The 16,839-nt window shown below is 73.7% G+C and carries 12 protein-coding genes; 7 read left to right on the forward strand and 5 right to left on the reverse strand.

The annotated features are described in order from the left end of the window. Nucleotides 1-179 precede the first annotated feature (179 nt). A complete protein-coding gene (locus AC067J_RS35795; RefSeq protein WP_478306459.1) occupies nt 180-1,901 on the reverse strand; it encodes a carboxyl transferase domain-containing protein in 1,722 nt (573 codons plus the stop codon). A 135-nt stretch (nt 1,902-2,036) separates the two neighbouring features. On the opposite strand from AC067J_RS35795, the gene AC067J_RS35800 reads away from it, so the two are divergent. Together AC067J_RS35800 and AC067J_RS35805 are read left to right on the forward strand one after the other, a co-directional pair. Beyond that, nucleotides 2,037-2,819: an SACE_7040 family transcriptional regulator gene (locus AC067J_RS35800; RefSeq protein ID WP_478306460.1), complete on the forward strand. Its 783-nt coding sequence runs from the start codon at nt 2,037-2,039 to the stop codon at nt 2,817-2,819. A 465-nt stretch (nt 2,820-3,284) separates the two neighbouring features. Next, nucleotides 3,285-7,361, forward strand: a complete 4,077-nt coding sequence (locus AC067J_RS35805) for an ABC transporter ATP-binding protein (protein ID WP_478306488.1) — start codon at nt 3,285-3,287, stop codon at nt 7,359-7,361. 46 nt (nt 7,362-7,407) lie between these two features. Here the strand turns inward: AC067J_RS35805 and AC067J_RS35810 are convergent, their stop codons facing one another. Continuing rightward, a complete protein-coding gene (locus tag AC067J_RS35810) occupies nt 7,408-8,499 on the reverse strand; it encodes an ATP-grasp domain-containing protein (RefSeq protein WP_478306461.1) in 1,092 nt (363 codons plus the stop codon). A 187-nt stretch (nt 8,500-8,686) separates the two neighbouring features. Between AC067J_RS35810 and AC067J_RS35815 the strand changes: the two genes are divergently transcribed. Then, nucleotides 8,687-9,226, forward strand: a complete 540-nt coding sequence (locus tag AC067J_RS35815; protein WP_478306463.1) for an NUDIX hydrolase — start codon at nt 8,687-8,689, stop codon at nt 9,224-9,226. A 77-nt stretch (nt 9,227-9,303) separates the two neighbouring features. Here the strand turns inward: AC067J_RS35815 and AC067J_RS35820 are convergent, their stop codons facing one another. Then, nucleotides 9,304-10,266 carry a hypothetical protein gene (locus AC067J_RS35820; protein WP_478306465.1) on the reverse strand — a complete coding sequence of 321 codons (963 nt, stop codon included), beginning with the start codon at nt 10,264-10,266 and terminating at the stop codon, nt 9,304-9,306. Nucleotides 10,267-10,518: 252 nt separating this feature from the next. Continuing rightward, entirely contained in the window at nt 10,519-11,628 is a 1,110-nt protein-coding gene (locus AC067J_RS35825; RefSeq protein WP_478306467.1) for an ABC transporter substrate-binding protein, read from the reverse strand. 280 nt (nt 11,629-11,908) lie between these two features. Between AC067J_RS35825 and AC067J_RS35830 the strand changes: the two genes are divergently transcribed. From AC067J_RS35830 to AC067J_RS35845, 4 genes are all read left to right on the forward strand, one after another. Beyond that, entirely contained in the window at nt 11,909-13,525 is a 1,617-nt protein-coding gene (locus AC067J_RS35830; protein ID WP_478306469.1) for an APC family permease, read from the forward strand. 174 nt (nt 13,526-13,699) lie between these two features. Continuing rightward, complete coding sequence (trpS, locus tag AC067J_RS35835; RefSeq protein ID WP_478306471.1) at nt 13,700-14,791, forward strand: tryptophan--tRNA ligase; 1,092 nt, start codon at nt 13,700-13,702, stop codon at nt 14,789-14,791. Between the two features lie 93 nt (nt 14,792-14,884). Further along, entirely contained in the window at nt 14,885-15,880 is a 996-nt protein-coding gene (locus tag AC067J_RS35840; RefSeq protein ID WP_478306473.1) for a S66 peptidase family protein, read from the forward strand. Nucleotides 15,881-15,889: 9 nt separating this feature from the next. Then, the gene (locus tag AC067J_RS35845) at nt 15,890-16,579 is read left to right on the forward strand and encodes a nucleoside/nucleotide kinase family protein (RefSeq protein ID WP_478306475.1); all 690 of its coding nucleotides are present in this window, start codon (nt 15,890-15,892) and stop codon (nt 16,577-16,579) included. A 79-nt stretch (nt 16,580-16,658) separates the two neighbouring features. Here AC067J_RS35845 and AC067J_RS35850 read toward each other — a convergent pair. Then, a partial coding sequence (locus AC067J_RS35850) for a hypothetical protein (protein WP_478306477.1) occupies nt 16,659-16,839 on the reverse strand: 181 nt, incomplete at its 5' end.

A 16,839-nucleotide genomic window follows, 5' to 3' on the forward strand; every position in this document is an offset into this window, starting at 1 on the left:
GTCGAGGGGGAGCCGTACGTGAGGAGGTGGTCGAGCGGGGGCGCTCGAACGGGTGGCGGTCAGAGCGCGCCGGTGCCGGCGCGGCGCCGCCCGCCGGTGGGCGGGCCCGCCCACCGGGCCGACGGTCCGCACGGCTGGGCGCGGGCGGTCCGTGGGCGGAAGGCGCGCATGCGGACGACCTACATGCGGAAGACGCCGAACGGGCCCGGCGGGGGCAGCGGGGCGTTGGCGCAGGCGGTCAGGGCCAGCCCGAGGACGGTTCGGGTGTCCATCGGGTCGATCACCCCGTCGTCCCAGAGCCGGGCGGTGGCGTAGTAGGCGTTGCCCTGGCGCTCGTACTGCTCGCGGACGGGGCGCTTGAACTCCTCCTCCGCCTCGGCCGGCCACTCCTCGCCGTGCGCCTCCTGCTGGTCGCGGCGGACGGTGGCCAGCACCGACGCCGCCTGTTCGCCGCCCATCACGGAGATCTTGGCGCCCGGCCACATCCACAGGAAGCGGGGTGAGTACGCCCGGCCGCACATCGAGTAGTTGCCGGCCCCGTACGAGCCGCCGATCACCACCGTCAGTTTCGGGACGCGGGTGCAGGCGACGGCGTTGACCATCTTGGCGCCGTGCTTGGCGATGCCGCCCGCCTCGTACTGCCGGCCGACCATGAAGCCGGTGATGTTCTGCAGGAAGAGGAGGGGGATGCCCCGCTGGTCGCACAACTCGATGAAGTGGGCGCCCTTGAGGGCGGACTCGGCGAACAGTACGCCGTTGTTGGCGACGATGCCGACCGGGTGGCCGTGGATCCGGGCGAAGCCGGTCACCAGGGTCGCGCCGTACTCGGCCTTGAACTCGGCGAACCGGCTGCCGTCGACCAGCCGCGCGATCACCTCGCGCACGTCGTAGGGCGTGCGCGGGTCGACCGGGACGGCCCCGTACAGGCCGGCCGGGTCGACGGCCGGCGGCTCGGCCGGGGCGAGCGACCACGGCCGGGCCGCGCGGGGGCCGAGCCCCGCGACGATGGTGCGGACGATGGAGAGGGCGTGGGCGTCGTCCTCGGCGAGGTGGTCCGTGACGCCGGAGGTCCGGGAGTGCAGGTCGCCGCCGCCCAGCTCCTCGGCGGTCACCACCTCGCCGGTCGCGGCCTTCACCAGCGGCGGCCCGCCGAGGAAGATCGTGCCCTGGTTGCGGACGATGACGGCCTGGTCGCTCATCGCCGGGACGTACGCGCCGCCCGCCGTGCACGAGCCGAGCACGGCGGCGATCTGCGGGATGCCGGCGGCCGAGAGGCGGGCCTGGTTGTAGAAGATCCGGCCGAAGTGGTCGCGGTCCGGGAACACCTCGTCCTGCATCGGGAGGAAGGCGCCGCCGGAGTCGACCAGGTAGATGCAGGGGAGCCGGTTCTCCAGCGCGACCTCCTGGGCGCGCAGGTGCTTCTTGACCGTCATCGGGTAGTAGGTGCCGCCCTTGACGGTGGCGTCGTTGGCGACGACGACGACCTCGCGCCCGGCGACCCGGCCGATGCCCGCGATCACCCCGGCGGCCGGTGCGGCGCCGTCGTACATCCCGTCGGCCGCCAGCGGGGCCAGTTCGAGGAAGGGGGAGGCCGGGTCGAGCAGGGTGTCCACGCGGTCGCGGGGGAGGAGCTTCCCGCGTGCGGTGTGCCGGGCCCGGGCCTTGGCACCCCCGCCGAGCGCGGCCGTGCCGAGCTTCTCGCGGAGCTCGGCGACCAGTGCGCGGTGTGCCGCGCTGTTGGCCCGGTACGCCTCCGAACCGGGATCGGCGGCGGTGCCCAGCCGGGGTGCCGGCGCGGCGGTGCCGGGTGGGACGGATCCGCGGGCCGCGCCGGTCGCCGGGGTGCCGGCCGCCGTGCCGCCGTTGACGCCGGTGGGTACTCCGGCGGTGGAGATGACCATTCCAAGAGCTCCCTTGCCCTCGGTGGCAGATGGGCCGGCAGAGCCGGGTGAGCCTGCGGCCCCCACACGTTAATGAACGTTAACTTCTGTCGCCCAGGTTAACGACCGATAACCCCACTGTCTACGATGGGATGCATGTCGAACGCCCCATCCGCCTCAGGACTCCCGCGCCGCGACCAGATCCGCAGGGAGGCCGCCCGGCTGTTCGCCGCCCGCGGCTTCCTGGGCGTCGGGGTGGACGAGATCGGCAAGGCCGTCGGCATCAGCGGCCCCGGGCTCTACCGCCACTTCGCGGGCAAGGACGCGATGCTCGCCGACCTGCTGATCGGCATCAGCGAGCGGCTCCTTGAGGAGGGGCGCCGCCGTGCGGGTGGCAACGACGGCCCGGCCGCCGCGCTGGACGCGCTGATCGGCGGGCACGTCGACTTCGCGCTCGACGACCGCGACCTGATCACGCTGCACGACCGCGAGCTGCTGAACCTCCGGACGGAGGACCGCAGGACCGTCCGCCGGCTCCAGCGCGGCTACGTGGAGCTCTGGGTGGACGTGGTCCGCCAGGCCTACCCCCCGCTCGCGACCCTGGTGGCGGAGCCGGTCGCCCGGGCGACCGTGCACGCCGTCTTCGGGCTGATCAACTCGACGCCGCACAGTCTCGGCCCGAACCCCGCCCAGGACGAGCGGGCCGGGCTCCAGCGCGACGCCATGGCCGCCCTGCTGCACCGTCTCGCGCACGGCGCCTTCGCGGCCGCCGCCGCCGGCGCTGCGGTGGTGGCGGCTCCGGCTCCGGGCGCCGACACCGGTGCCGGGGCGGACGCGGACGTCCGGGCCCACGCCGTCGTCGAATCCGCCGCGGCCACTGCCGCTGCTGCCGAAGCGGCCGCCGAAGCCGCTGCCGAAGCCGCTGTCGCGCGGGCCTGACCGTGCGGCCCGCGGTGTCCGGGGTCGGTCGTCCGGCCTAGGACCAATGGAGGTGCGCCCGCTGCGTCGGCGGGCGGTGGGCGGTTCCGGGCGCGGTCGGCGACCCTGGTAGGGGTGCGGGGGACCGGCCGGTGTGGGAATCGCCGCAGGTTGCGGGCTGTTGGCCCCTCCGCCGGGCCGGGACTCCCGGCCCGCCCCGGCCTGAAACTCCATGGCGGCCACCCGACGGAATGGTTAGCATCCCTAAATATGCCTGAGACTCACGGATCTACGGTGGAGCTTTCCCCGAGCGGCACCCGAACCGGCTCCCGGGGCGCGGCCGACACGACCGACGGCGCACGGGGCGACACGAGCACGTCGAACGGCACCGGGCGCGCCGCACAGGGCCAGGACCCCGGCCCGGCGGCGGGTCCGCACGGTGCCGACCCTGCGGGCGGGGCCGACGAGCGGGGCTGGCTCCGACGGCTGCTCGGCTACTGCTGGCGGTCGCGGCGCAGCGTGCTGCTCGCCTTCGGCGCCTCGCTGCTCGGCATGGCCGTCACCGCACTGGTGCCACTGGTCACCAAGCTGATCATCGACGACGTCATCACCGCGCACACCCGTTCGCTGGCGCCGTGGGCCGGCGTCCTGCTGCTGGCCGCCGCCGTGGTGTTCGGCTGCACGCAGGTGCGCCGCTACTACGGCGGGCAGCTGGCCCTCGACGTCCAGCACGACATGCGCAGCGACCTCTTCCGCTCGCTCGGTCGGCTGGACGGCCACCGGCAGGACCGGCTGGACACCGGACAGGTGGTCGGCCGCGCCACCTCCGACCTCCAGCTGATCAACGGGCTGCTCTCGATGCTGCCCATGATGACCGGCTACCTGCTCATGTTCGTCATGTCGCTGGGCGTGATGATCTGGCTCTCGCCGCCGCTCACCCTGATCGCCCTGGTCATGGGCCCCGCCCTCTGGTGGATCTCGGTGCTCAGCCGGAAGCGGCTGTTCCCCTCCACCTGGGCGGCCCAGCAGGAGGCCGCGGCCGTCGCGGGCGTGGTCGACGAGGCCATCGGCGGTGTGCGGGTGGTCAAGGGCTTCGGTCAGGAGGCCCAGGAGCTCGACAAGCTGGAGACGGCCTCGCACCGGCTCTTCGCGGCCCGGTTGCGGTCGATCCGGCTGAACAGCCGCTACAACCCGGCGATGCAGGCGATCCCGGCGCTGGCCCAGGTCGCCGTGCTGGCCTTCGGCGGCTGGCTGGCGGTCGACGGCCGGGTCACGCTCGGCACCTTCGTCGCCTTCTCCACGTACGTGGCGCAGATGACCGGCCCGGTGCGGATGCTGACCATGGTCATCACGGTCGGGCAGCAGGCCCGGGCGGGGGTCGAGCGGGTGCTCCAGCTGGTCGACGAGCGTCCGCTGGTCCAGGAGCGGCCGGACGCGGTCACCCTCGACCTCACCCTGGAGGCCCCTCCCGCCACCCCCGAGGCCGTCGCCGCCGCCCCGACCGCCGACGACTCGGCCGACGACCCGGCTGCCGGCAGCCCGGCCGCCGTCGGCCCCCGCACCGCCGACGTGGCGCTGGAGTTCGACCAGGTCGAGTTCCGCTACGACCCCGAGCACCCCGCGCCCGTGCTGCACGGGCTCAGCCTCAGGCTCGCCCCCGGCGAGACCCTGGCACTGGTCGGCGCCTCGGGATCCGGCAAGTCCACGGTGGCCCAGCTGGTGCCGAGGTTCTACGACCCCGCGGCCGGCGCCGTCCGCCTCTACGGCCACGACCTGCGCGACCTGACGCTCGACTCGGTCCGGGCGGCCGTCGGCATCGTGCCCGAGGAGAGCTTCCTCTTCTCCGAGACGGTCCGCACCAACATCGCCTACGGCCGGCCGGACGCCACCGACGAGCAGATCGTGGCGGCGGCCCGCGCGGCCCAGGCGGACGAGTTCGTCCGGGGGCTGCCCGACGGTTACGAGACCAAGGTCGGCGAGCAGGGCCTCACCCTGTCCGGTGGCCAGCGCCAGCGCATCGCCCTGGCCCGCGCGATCCTCACCGACCCGCGCATCCTGCTGCTGGACGACGCCACCTCGGCGGTCGATCCGCAGATCGAGGCCGAGATCCACGACGCGCTGCGCTCGGTGATGGCCGGCCGGACCACCCTGCTGATCGCCCACCGCCGCTCCACCCTGCAGCTGGCCGACCGGATCGCGATCCTGGAGCACGGCCGGCTGCTGGACATCGGTACGCACGAGGAACTCGACGCCCGATGTCCCCAGTACCGGGCCCTGATCTCCGATCCCGAGGCCGGCCGGACCCCGTCCACGGCCGCCACCCCGGACTCCACCGCCACCCCGGACTCCACCGCCACCCCGGACGCCACCGCCGCCGAGCGCGCCACCGACGCCGAGCACGGCACCGACCCGGCCGCCGAGGCCGAGGCCAAGGTCGCGGCCGAGGCACGGGGCGGAACCGACGCCCGAACCCGGGGCGACGCCGCAGACCCGGCCGGAACCGACGCCGAAGACCCGGCCGGTAGCGAATCGGGTACCGACGCCGGAACCGAATCGGGTACCGGAACCGAGGCCCGGACCGCCCCCGCGATGCCCACCCCGGCCCTGGCCAAGGCGGCCCGCACGGCCTCCCCCGACCTGCTGACCCAGGTCGCAGCCCTCCCGCCGGCCACCGACACCCCTGCGGTCTCCCGCACCGAGGCCGAGGCCGGCGACCCGGACTTCTCCCTCCGCCGCCTGCTCCGCCCCTTCCGCGCACCGCTCGCGCTCGCCCTGCTGCTGGTCGCCCTGGACGCGGGCGCAGGGCTGGTCCTGCCGATCCTGATCCGGCACGGCATCGACGACGGTGTCAGCAAGGCCATGCTGTCCGGCGTCGCCGTGGCCGCGCTCGTCGCGCTGGCGATCGTCCTGCTGGACTGGCTGGTGCAGGGCGCGGAGAACCGGGTCAGCGGCCGCACCGGCGAGCGGGTGCTCTACACCCTGCGCCTCAAGATCTTCGCCCACCTCAACCGGCTGGGCCTGGACTACTACGAGCGCGAGCTGTCCGGCCGGATCATGACCCGGATGACCACCGACCTGGACTCGCTCACCTCGTTCCTCCAGACCGGCGTGGTCACCGCCGTGGTCAGCCTGCTCACCTTCCTCGGCATCTTCGCCGCCCTGCTGATCATCGACGCCGGGCTGGCCCTGGTGGTCTTCGCGGTGCTGCCTCTGCTGATCGCCGCGACGCTGGTCTTCCGCAGGAAGTCGAAGGCCCAGTACGAGATCTCCCGTGACCTGATCAGCACCGTCAACGCGGACCTCCAGGAGAACGTGGCGGGCATGCGGATCGTCCAGGCGTTCCGGCGGCTGGACACCAACACCGACCGCTTCGTCGCCCGTGGCATGGCCTACCGGGAGGCACGGGTGCGGGCGCAGCTCTACATCTCGCTGTACTTCCCGTTCGTCCAGTTCCTCTCCAGCGTGGCCGCGGCGCTGGTGCTGATCGTGGGTGCTTCGCGGGTCGACGCCGGAACGCTGACCGTCGGCGCGCTGGTGGCGTACCTGCTCTACATCGACCTGTTCTTCGCACCGGTCAACCAGCTCTCCCAGGTGTTCGACGGCTACCAGCAGGCGGCGGTGGGCCTGGGCCGGATCCGCGAGCTGCTGCGCACCCCGACCAGCACCGCGGAGGCGGCCGACCCGGTGCCGGTCCCGGACGGGCTCCGCGGCGAGATCGAGTTCGACGGCGTCGGCTTCGCCTACAACGGCGGCGCGGACGGCGCCCCGGACGTCCTCACCGGCGTGAACCTGCGGATCCCGGCCGGTCAGACGGTGGCGCTGGTCGGCGAGACGGGGGCCGGCAAGTCGACCCTGGTCAAGCTGGTCGCCCGGTTCTACGACGCGACGTCCGGCACGGTCCGGGTGGACGGCGTCGACCTGACCCGGTACGACCTGGCGCAGTACCGTCACCGGCTCGGCGTGGTGCCGCAGGAGGCGTACCTCTTCGCCGGGACGGTGCGCGAGGCGATCGCGTACGGCCGGCCCACGGCCTCGGCGGCCGAGGTGGAGGCGGCGGCCCGCGCGGTCGGCGCGCACGACATGATCCTCCGGCTGTCGGGCGGCTACGACCACGAGGTCAGCGGGCGCGGACGGAACCTCTCGGCGGGGCAGCGCCAGCTGATCGCGCTGGCCCGGGCCGAGCTGGTCGACCCGGACGTCCTGCTGCTGGACGAGGCCACCGCGGCGCTCGACCTGGCCACCGAGGCGGCGGTGAACCACGCCGCGGACCGCCTCAGCGGCGGTCGTACCGCACTGGTCATCGCCCACCGCCTGACCACCGCCGAGCGTGCCGACCGGGTCGTCGTGCTCGACCACGGCCGGGTGGTCGAGGACGGCACGCACGCCGAACTGCTCGCCCTGGACGGGGTGTACACCCGGCTCTGGCGGGCGTTCGTCGCGGACCGGCACGAGCGGCACGACGGGCACGACGGGCACGGCGGGAACGACGTGCTCGTCGGGGACGCCCGGGAGGCCGGGCGCGACGGACGCCGGGCGCCGGCGCCGGGCGCCGCCGTCCGGTAGCCGGGGCCGCTTCCCCCGCCCGACCCCCGGTCGGGCGGGGCGCCGTTCAGGCGGCGAGCAGTGCGACCAGCAGCCCGGACGCGTCCACCCCCCGGGGCAGGTCGCTCACCTGTCCGTCACCCACCTCGACCACACGCCAGCCGGAGCCGTCGGCCCGGTGGGCGAGGTCGGTGGTGACGAAGCGGCATCCGAGTGCCCGGACCAGAGGCCGGACCACGTCGAGGTCCGGGTCGGCGGGGCACCCGGGCGTGTCCGGGTGCGGCCCGACCAGCACGGGTTCGCCGTCCAGCCACCAGACCCGGGCCTCCACCGCCCGACCCCTGCCGACGTCTCCGCCGGGGCCGTCCGCACCCTGCTCGCCGCCGCGACCGCCTCCGCCGCGACCGTCTCCGCCGCGACCGTCCCCGTCCATGCCCTCTCCGTCCCGGCCCTCTCCGTCCGGGCGGTCCCCCTTCTCGTCCTGGCCGTCTCCGTCCGACGCCCGGGTGTCCGACGGCCCGTCGCCCCGGTCGGCCGGTCCGTCCGCCCCCGCCCGGGCGAACTCCTCGAACCGCCGCAGCACCACTCCGCCGGCCAGGAACTCGCCCTGCAGCTCCACGAACCGGGCGACCACCCGGGCCACGGCCGGCAGGTCGGCCAGCTCGGGGACGTAGCAGGCCTCGTCCCACTCGTGCTTGCGGGACTTCACGTAGTCCTTGACGATCGCCGGGCCGCGCCCGCCGAGCTGGGCGACGGCCGACGCCAGTTGTTCCGGCCCCGGCGGCACCGATGCCGTGGCCGGCAGCCAGACGCTGGTCGGCGTGGCACCCTCGAACACGCCGTACCAGCCCGGCAGTTCGTGCGCCGAGGCGTACCCGGGCGGGCTGGTCAGCAGGTGGGCGCCGCGTTCGGCCAGGGCGGCCGCGAAGGCGGCGTAACGGTCCGCGGGCATCATCCATCCCCGGTACCAGAACGGGCCGCTGCCTCCGGGGACCCCGCCGACCGCCGCCTGGGCGTCGCCGGCGAGCAGCGCGTCGTGGTCGACGAGATGGTGCTCGCCGCCCAGTCCCCGCAGCAGCCGGGCCTCCCAGGCGAAGTGCGGGTCGGGGCGGCGCCGGTCGAGCGGGTCGGCCGGGAGGAGGAACGCGGGTGCGGGCATGGGCGCCAGGGTACGTCCACCCACTGTTCGTCGGCCCGTCAACACCCCACCGTCCCCTGGCAGAAGGGTCGACGGGCGGACGGGCGGACGGGCCGAAGGGTCGACGAACCGACGGGTCGACGGACCGACAGGGCGGCGCAGGACAATCCGTTCGACGGTCGGCCCGGCCCGCTGCGAGAGTGACCCGATGCGAAACCTGTGGCGAAACGTGAGAAGGACCCCGCGACGGGCGGCCCGGACGGTGGTGCTGGACGATCAGGGATCCGTCTTCCTCCTCCGCTCGGACAACAGCGAGGTCGGCGTGCACTGGACCATGCCGGGCGGCGGCATCGAACCCGGTGAGACGCCGGAGGCGGGTGCGCGCCGCGAGCTCTGGGAGGAGACCGGCTGGACCGACCTCGAACCCGGGCCGTTGCTCTGCACCTGGGAGCACGACTTCACCTGGCACGGCACGCCCGTCCGCCAGCACGAGCACATCTACCTCACCAGCGGCCCGCACCGGGGCCCGGTCGGTGACGTCAGCGCGATGCACGCCGCGGACAAGATCCTCGACTGGCGCTGGTGGACCCCGGCCGACCTCGCCGACGAGCACGCCGACGCGCTCTGGCCGCCGAAGCTGCCCGAACTGCTGGCGGCCGTACGGGAGGGCTGGCTCGCCGACCGGCGGGAACCGGAGCCGGTCGATCTCGGCTACATCCCGAACGGCGGGCCGGTCACCACCACCTGAGCCCTCCCGGACCCTTGCGGAGCACCGGGCGCACCGCGGTGCCCCGCGCCCGTCAGGCGCGGACGGGCGGACCTGCGTCAGGGCTGCCGACGCCCGCCGCGCCGGCCCGGCCGCCCGGGCGGCCCGGCCCGCCAGTCCCGGAGTTCGAGCTCCCGGTCGTGCAGGGCACCGGGGTTGATCACGACGGAGAGCGGCGCGTCGGCCAGCTGCTCGAAGGCCAGGCCGGTGGCCGTCAGCAGGTGCTCGGTGGGGACCGAGACGGCGATGGCGGGCCGCCAGGCGGGCAGGATCACCAGGCAGGTCCCGCGGCCGAGGCGTACCAGCTCCGCCGTGGCCCGGATGGCCGGCCGCTCCTCGGGGTGGCCGGCCGTCTCCGGGAGGTTCGGGGTACCGCTGATCAGGATGCCGAGGGGAGTCTCGGCGGCAGGGGGCTGCGGGCCGGGCGTGCCGTCGGCCCTGTCCGGGCCGGGGACGGCCGCGACGTCCGGCGTCTGCCTGCTCCTCGCACGGGCCGCCCTCGCCTGGCCCGCACCGGCCGCCTGCGGGTGCATCCGACGCAGCCGACGGGACGGCGAGGGGCGCCGGGCGGGGGCGCTCCGCAGTTCTTCCTGGGCCGCGCGCAGCACGGGCACCGTCCGGTCCTCGGCCGTCGGCGGCTGCTGGAGCCGGACGAACCCCGTGACGTCCGGGCCGGGGACGGCGGCGCCGTCCGCGCCGGCCGGCCCGCCCGGGACCCGCGCCGCGTCGGAGCCGCCGTGCCCGCCGACGTCGGAGCCGCTGTCGCCGTGCCCGCCGCCGAAGCCGGCGTCATCCTCCGCCCCGCCGCGCGGCCGTGGCACCGAGCCGCCCCGGGAGGTCCCGGCCCCGGTGCCACCGCGCGGCGCGCAGTCGGTGCCCGCCGCCGCGATCGAACAGCGTGCGGCGCTGCCTTCCCCGGCGGCGGAGTCCGGCGCCGCCGGTGCTGCGGTCAGGGCCCGCTCGCCGGGCGCGGGCGCGTCCGACGGCGAGAGGTCGGCGGTGGTCTGGTCGAGCGTGGTCATCGGCACGGGCCCTTCGGGGTACGGTCCGGATGATCCTCCCGCACCCTGCGACCAGCTCCAAGCGCCTTTCCGCCCGCTGGACGCGACGACACCGCTGCGCCCCGTCCGCGCCGAAGCCCGTCGGAGCGCCGGGCGGTCGGGCCTGGCACCCCGGGAGAGCGGGAACCCCGGCAGCGTGCGGCCCCGGCGCCGGTCTCGGAGCCCGACCCCCGACCCCGGGTGCCGAGCACCCGGGGCCACGGGTCCGAGGGCTCAGGCCCCGGGCGCGACGAAGCCCTTCAGCTCGGTCAGGACGATGTTGGCCGCGGTCACGCCGAGGCCGAGGAACCACGTCTCGTCCGAGACCGGCCGGGCCTGGCCGGACTTGACCGCGCCGAGGGTCTTCCAGAGCGGGCCGCCGAGCACCGCGTCCTGGTTGGTGGAGCTGGGCGAGCCGTAGACGCCGTAGAAGATCCAATCGGCGTCGGCCTTGTCGATCTGCTCGGGGCTGATCTCGACCGCGAGCTCCTTGACCTGCTCGATCTTGGGCTGCGGCAGCTGGATGTCGGCCAGGACGGTTCCGATGAAGGACAGCTCCGCGTACAGCCGGGTCTTGCCGGGCATGAAGCGCAGCGGCGTGATGGTGGGCCGCTTGTCGCCGAGCCCGGCGCCGATCGCGGCGGCCGCGGCCTGGTAGGCGTCCAGCTGGGCCCTGGCCTCCGCCTCCAGCCCGAACGGGCTCGCGTTGAGCAGGAAGTTCTGCTTCCAGGGGTAACCGGGGCGCAGCGAGAAGACGGTCGGCGCGATCTTGGAGAGCTGCGCGTACTGGTCCTGGGCGCGCAGCTGGCTGCCGAGGATCAGATCGGGCTTGAGCTCGGCGATGGCCTCCAGGTTGAGGCTGTTGATGGTGCCGACGCTGGCGGGGCTGCCGGCCTTGTCCTTGAGGTAGGACGGCATGGTCTTGGAGCCGTCGGTGTAGACGACCCCGACCGGCTGGATGCCGAGCGAGACGACGTTGTCGAGTTCGCCGGTGTCCAGCACGACGACCCGGAGCGGCTTGGCGGGGATGACCGTCTCGCCCATCGCGTGCCGGACGGTCCGCGGGTAGACGCCGGGGGCGGCGTCGGTGCCGAAGCCCTTCATCTTCTCGATGACGGTGGCGTAGTCGTCGCCGCCCTGCTTGACCGACTTCTGGTCCGGGGAGGAGCCGCCGGAGGGCTTCGCGGTGCCGCCGGCCGAGGCGCCGCCGTCGGAACCGCCCGAGCTGCCGCAGGCGGTGAGCAGTCCGCCGAGGCCGAGTGCGGCCGCGCCGGTGAGTCCCACGGTGAGCAGCTTCCGGCGGGAGGGCTGGTGGACGGTCGGGTTGCCGGAGGTGGGGGCCACGCGGCGCTCCTTCACGGTCGGGGGATTAGGTGAGGCAAACCTATCCGAAGGTCCCGATCCGTCCCGCTCCCGCCCCGTCCGGGCGGCGCCAGAACATCTCAAAACGTGACATAAGAGGCAAATCAATTCGATAACAACCCTTAGAAATAAAGGTACACGCCATAACGCCCCATGCATCAATCGCCAACGGGTCGGTGTGCTCTGGTGAATCGAAGGGAGTGGTTCAGATCACCAGGGGTTGGCCTACTCAACCTTCGGTACCCGCACCTAGGGTGCGCAGGTGGTTGATCAGCAGCTCTCAGAGCACGGAAGCAGCGGGCGGGCAACGGCGCCCACCGCTCCGCAGGGTGCCCCGGTCAGTGGCGCCAGTGGTGGAGCCCCCGATCCGGGGGCGGCGGGGGCAACGGGGGACAAGGGCCTACGGGGGAACTCGGTCGGCCTGCTGAGCAGCGTGGTCCTGGGCGTGTCGACGGTCGCCCCGGTCTACTGCCTGACCGCGACGCTGGGACCGACCGTGACCGCCGTCGGCGTCCAGATGCCCGCGGTCTTCCTGGCCGGCTTCCTGCCGATGCTGCTCGTCGCGTTCGCGTACAAGGAGCTGAACAAGGACTTCCCGGACTGCGGCACGTCCTTCACCTGGACGGTCAAGGCCTTCGGCCCGCGCGTCGGCTGGATGGCGGGCTGGGGCCTGACGGTGGCCACCATCATCGTGCTGTCCAACCTGGCCGGGGTGGCGACCGACTTCCTCTACCTGATGCTCGGCGAGATGACCGGCAGCAGCGCGGTCTCCGAACTGAACGACAACAAGGCCGTCCACCTGCTCACGGTGGTCGTGCTGATCGCCGCCGCCACCGCGATGAGCTACCGGGGCATGACCGCCACCAAGTGGTTCCAGTACAGCCTGGTCGGGCTCCAGCTCGCGGTCCTGCTCCTCTTCGCCGGCGTCGCCGTAGCCAAGGCCGTCGCCGGCGACCTGCCGGACTCGGTCGGCTTCTCCGCGTCGTGGCTCAACCCGCTGGAGGTGAGCTCGTTCAGCGCGTTCACCGCCGGCCTCTCGCTCTCGATCTTCATGTACTGGGGCTGGGACACCTGCCTCACCATGAACGAGGAGACCAGCGGCAGCGCCAAGACCCCGGGCCGGGCCGCGATGATCTCGATGGTCACCCTGGTCGGCTCGTACCTGCTGGTCGCGATCGCCTCCCAGATGTTCGCCGGAGTCGGCACCACCGGCACCGGCCTCGGCAACCCGGACACCGCCGACAACGTCTTCGCCGCCCTGGCCCGCCCGGTGCTCGGCTCGCCGTGGAGCATCCTGCTGTTCCTCGCCGTCGTCGCCAGCGCCGCCGCGAGCCTGCAGACCACCTTCATCCCGGTCGCCCGCACCCTGCTCGCGATGAGCGCCTACCGGGCCGTCCCGCCGCGCTTCGGCACCGTCCACCCGCGCTTCCGCACCCCCGGCTACGCGACGGTCGCCGCCGGCATCGCCACCGCCGCCTTCTACGTCGGCATGAGCGTGATCAGCGAGAACGTCGTCCAGGACACCATCCTGGCCCTCGGCCTGATGATCTGCTTCTACTACGCGCTGACCGCCTTCGCCTGCGTCTGGTACTTCCGCCGCTCGCTCCGCGGCGGTGCGCGCGACCTCCTGGTCAAGGGGATCGCACCGCTGCTCGGCGGCGTGCTGCTCAGCGCGGTCTTCCTGCAGACCCTCACCGACGCCTGGGACCCGGAGTACGGCAGCGGCGCCGTCTTCGGCATCGGCTCGGTGTTCGTCATCGGCGTCGGCATCCTGCTGCTCGGCGCGGTGCTGATGCTCTGGTACGGCGCGTACCGGCCGGAGTTCTTCCGCGGCGAGACGCTGCGCAAGGAAACTCCCGCCCTCGTCGTGGAGGACTGACGCTATCCTCGAACGCATGAAGCGCTTCGCAGGTCTCGACTGGTGGCCGTCCTAGGACGGCCACCAGCCACGCCTGACCAGGGCCGTCCGGGATGGACGGCCCTGTCGCGTTTCCGACGGGACGGGCCCGGAGCCCCGGACGGCCACACCACCGCCGTACCGAGGAGAGACCCCGTGACCACCAGCACCGTCCCCGCCGTCCCCGCCACCGCCGTCCCCGCCACCGCTGCTCCCGTCCCCGCCGCGGACCTCGACGAGAGCATCCGCCGCGATCCGGGCGCCCACCGCGTCCTCACCGGGGACCGCCCCACCGGCCCGCTCCACCTGGGCCACTACTTCGGGACCCTCCGCAACCGGGTGCGCCTCCAGCGCCAGGGCGTCGAGATGTTCGTCGTCATCGCCGACTACCAGGTCATCACCGACCGGGACACCGCCGACCGCCTCGCCGAGCACACCGAGAACCTCGTCCTCGACTACCTCGCCACCGGCCTCGACCCCGACCGCGCCACGATCTTCGTGCACAGCGCCGTCCCCGCCCTCAACCAGCTGCTGCTGCCCTTCCTCAGCCTGGTCAGCGTCGCCGAACTGAGCCGCAACCCCACCGTCAAGGACGAGATCGCCCACTCCGACCAGTCCTCCGTCAACGGACTGATGTTCACCTATCCCGTCCACCAGGCCGCCGACATCCTCTTCTGCAAGGCCGACCTCGTTCCCGTCGGACAGGACCAGCTGCCCCACCTGGAGGTCGCCCGCACCGTCGCCCGCCGTTTCAACGAGCGCTACCCGCACGCCGACGGCACCACCGTCTTCCCCACCCCCCGCGCCCTGCTCTCCGACACCCCGCTGCTGCTCGGCACCGACGGCGGCAAGATGAGCAAGAGCCGCGGCAACGCCGTCCCGCTCTCCGCCGACGAGGACACCACCGCCCGCCTGATCAAGGGCGCCCGGACCGACGCCGACCGCCGGATCACCTACGACCCGGCCGCCCGCCCCGAGGTCTCCGGCCTCGTCCTGCTCACCGCCCTCTGCCAGGACCGGGCACCCGAGGAGGTCGCCGAGGAGATCGGCGACGGCGGCGCCGCCGCGCTCAAGCGCACGGCGACCGAGGCCGTCAACGAACACCTCCGCCCGATCCGCGCCCGCCGCGCGGAACTCGCCGCCGACCGCGGCCACGTCCGGCAGGTCCTGCGCGACGGCGCCGAGCGCGCCAACGCCGTCGCCGACGCCACCCTCGACGAGGTCAGGGGAGTGATGGGATCGGTGTGAAGGCGTCAGGGCATAACCTCTCGGGGCGGCTCCGCCGGAGCCGCCCCTGAGACTGCACCACTCCCTCCCCGCCACCCCGGAAGGAACCCGGTCATGGACCAGCACCCGACCACACCCGGCCGAGGCCTGACCCGTCCGCCGCACCTCCGCCCCGGGGACCACGTCGTCGTGGTCGCCCCCAGCGGCCCCATCGATCCGCAGCGGCTCACCGCCGGCAGCGCGATCTTGCGGTCCTGGGGGCTGCGGGTCACCGTCGCCCCGCACGTCCTCGACACCCACCCCACGCTCGGCCACCTCGCCGGCACCGACGCCGACCGCGCCGCCGACCTCCAGGCCGCCTGGCTCGACCCCACCGTCGACGCCGTCATCTGCGCCCGCGGCGGCTACGGCGTCCACCGCATGGTCGACCTGCTCGACTGGGAGGCCATGCGGGCCGTCCGGCCCAAGGTGCTGGTCGGCTTCAGCGACGTCTCCTCCCTGCACGAGGCGTTCGCCCAGCGGCTCGGCCTCGCCACCCTCTACGGGCCGATGAGTGCCACGGCCTCCTTCGTCGACGACGGTCCGACCGCCGAACACCTGCGCCGCACCCTCTTCGACCCCGCGGCCGCCACCGTCATCACGGCGCCCGGCGCGGGCCCGCTCGTCCCCGGCCGGGCCCGCGGCGTCACCGCCGGCGGCTGCACCCACGTGCTCGCCGCCGAGCGCGGCACACCCGCCGCCCGCCCCTCGTACGCCGGAAGCATCCTGATCCTCGAAGACGTCAACGAGCACCCGTACCAGCTCGACCGCATCCTCACCCAGTTCCTGCGCTCGGGCGCCTTCGACGGTGTCACCGGGATCGCCCTCGGCTCCTGGGACGGGTGCGGGCCCCTCGACCGCGTCCGCGACGTCATGCTCGACCGGCTCGGCCCGCTCGGCATACCCGTCGTCTGGGAGCTCGGCTTCGGCCACTGCCCGTCGCCCCTGACCGTCCCCCTCGGCGTCCCCGCCCTGCTCGACGCCGACGCCGGCACGCTCACCCTCGAACTGCCCGCCCTCGCGGAGCGGCCGCCCCTCGACGGCCCGGCGGAGGCACGGACGGGTGAGTAGGGTGCGCCCATGAATGCGGACAGTCGGACAGCGGACAGCCTCACCGCTCTCGCCCTCGGCCTCCTGCGCGGCCCCGGCAGCAACGCCCGCGCGATCCTCGGACTTGCCGGCCCGCCCGGAGCCGGCAAGTCCACCCTGGCCCGGCACCTGGTCGCCGAGGTCGAACGCCGGGAAGGGCCCGACAGCGCCGCCTACCTCCCGCTCGACGGCTTCCACCTCTCCGCCGCCCAGCTCGACCGCCTCGGCCTTGGCCACCGCAAGGGCGCGCCGGCCACCTTCGACGCCCACGGCTACGTCGCCCTGCTGCGCAGGGTCGCCACCGAGCGATTCCAGGACATCTACGTCCCCGACTTCGACCGCCGCCTCGACGAACCGGTGGCCGCCAGCCACGTCGTCCGGCCGCACACCCGCCTGGTCGTCACCGAGGGGAACTACCTCGCCGCCACCGACCAGCCCTGGCCGGAGGCCCGCCGGCTGCTCCGCGAGCTCTGGTACGTGGACACCGACGACGCGGTGCGGGAGGAGCGCCTCCTCGGCCGCCACCGCGACGGCGGCCGCGACGAGACCGCCGCCCGCCACTGGGTCGCCACCAACGACCACCCCAACGGCGAGTACGTGAAGACCGGACGCTCGCTCTGCACGCGCATCGTCCCGGGAACCGGTTTGCCTCCAGCCCGAGATGGGCGTAGTGTTTCCTAGTCGCTCGGCAGGGAGCACCGGACACGCGTCTGCGCGGACGGTCCCGGAGTGGCCAATCCTCTGAAACACCACCTCTTCCCTATTCGGGCCGAGGCGTGTCGTCTTTTGTTTCGATGCGTTCCGGCCAGGGTTTATTCGGTGTGCTCGTTTTCGGAGATTGCGGCTGGATTCGCTTTTCGGAGCGGGGATCGGCTAGAGTTTGGAACGTCGGACGGGGCGTCAAGCCGCAGAAGACACCAGCGAGTTGGATGAACGAAGCG

Source organism: Kitasatospora sp. NPDC042419 (genome assembly GCF_056437345.1).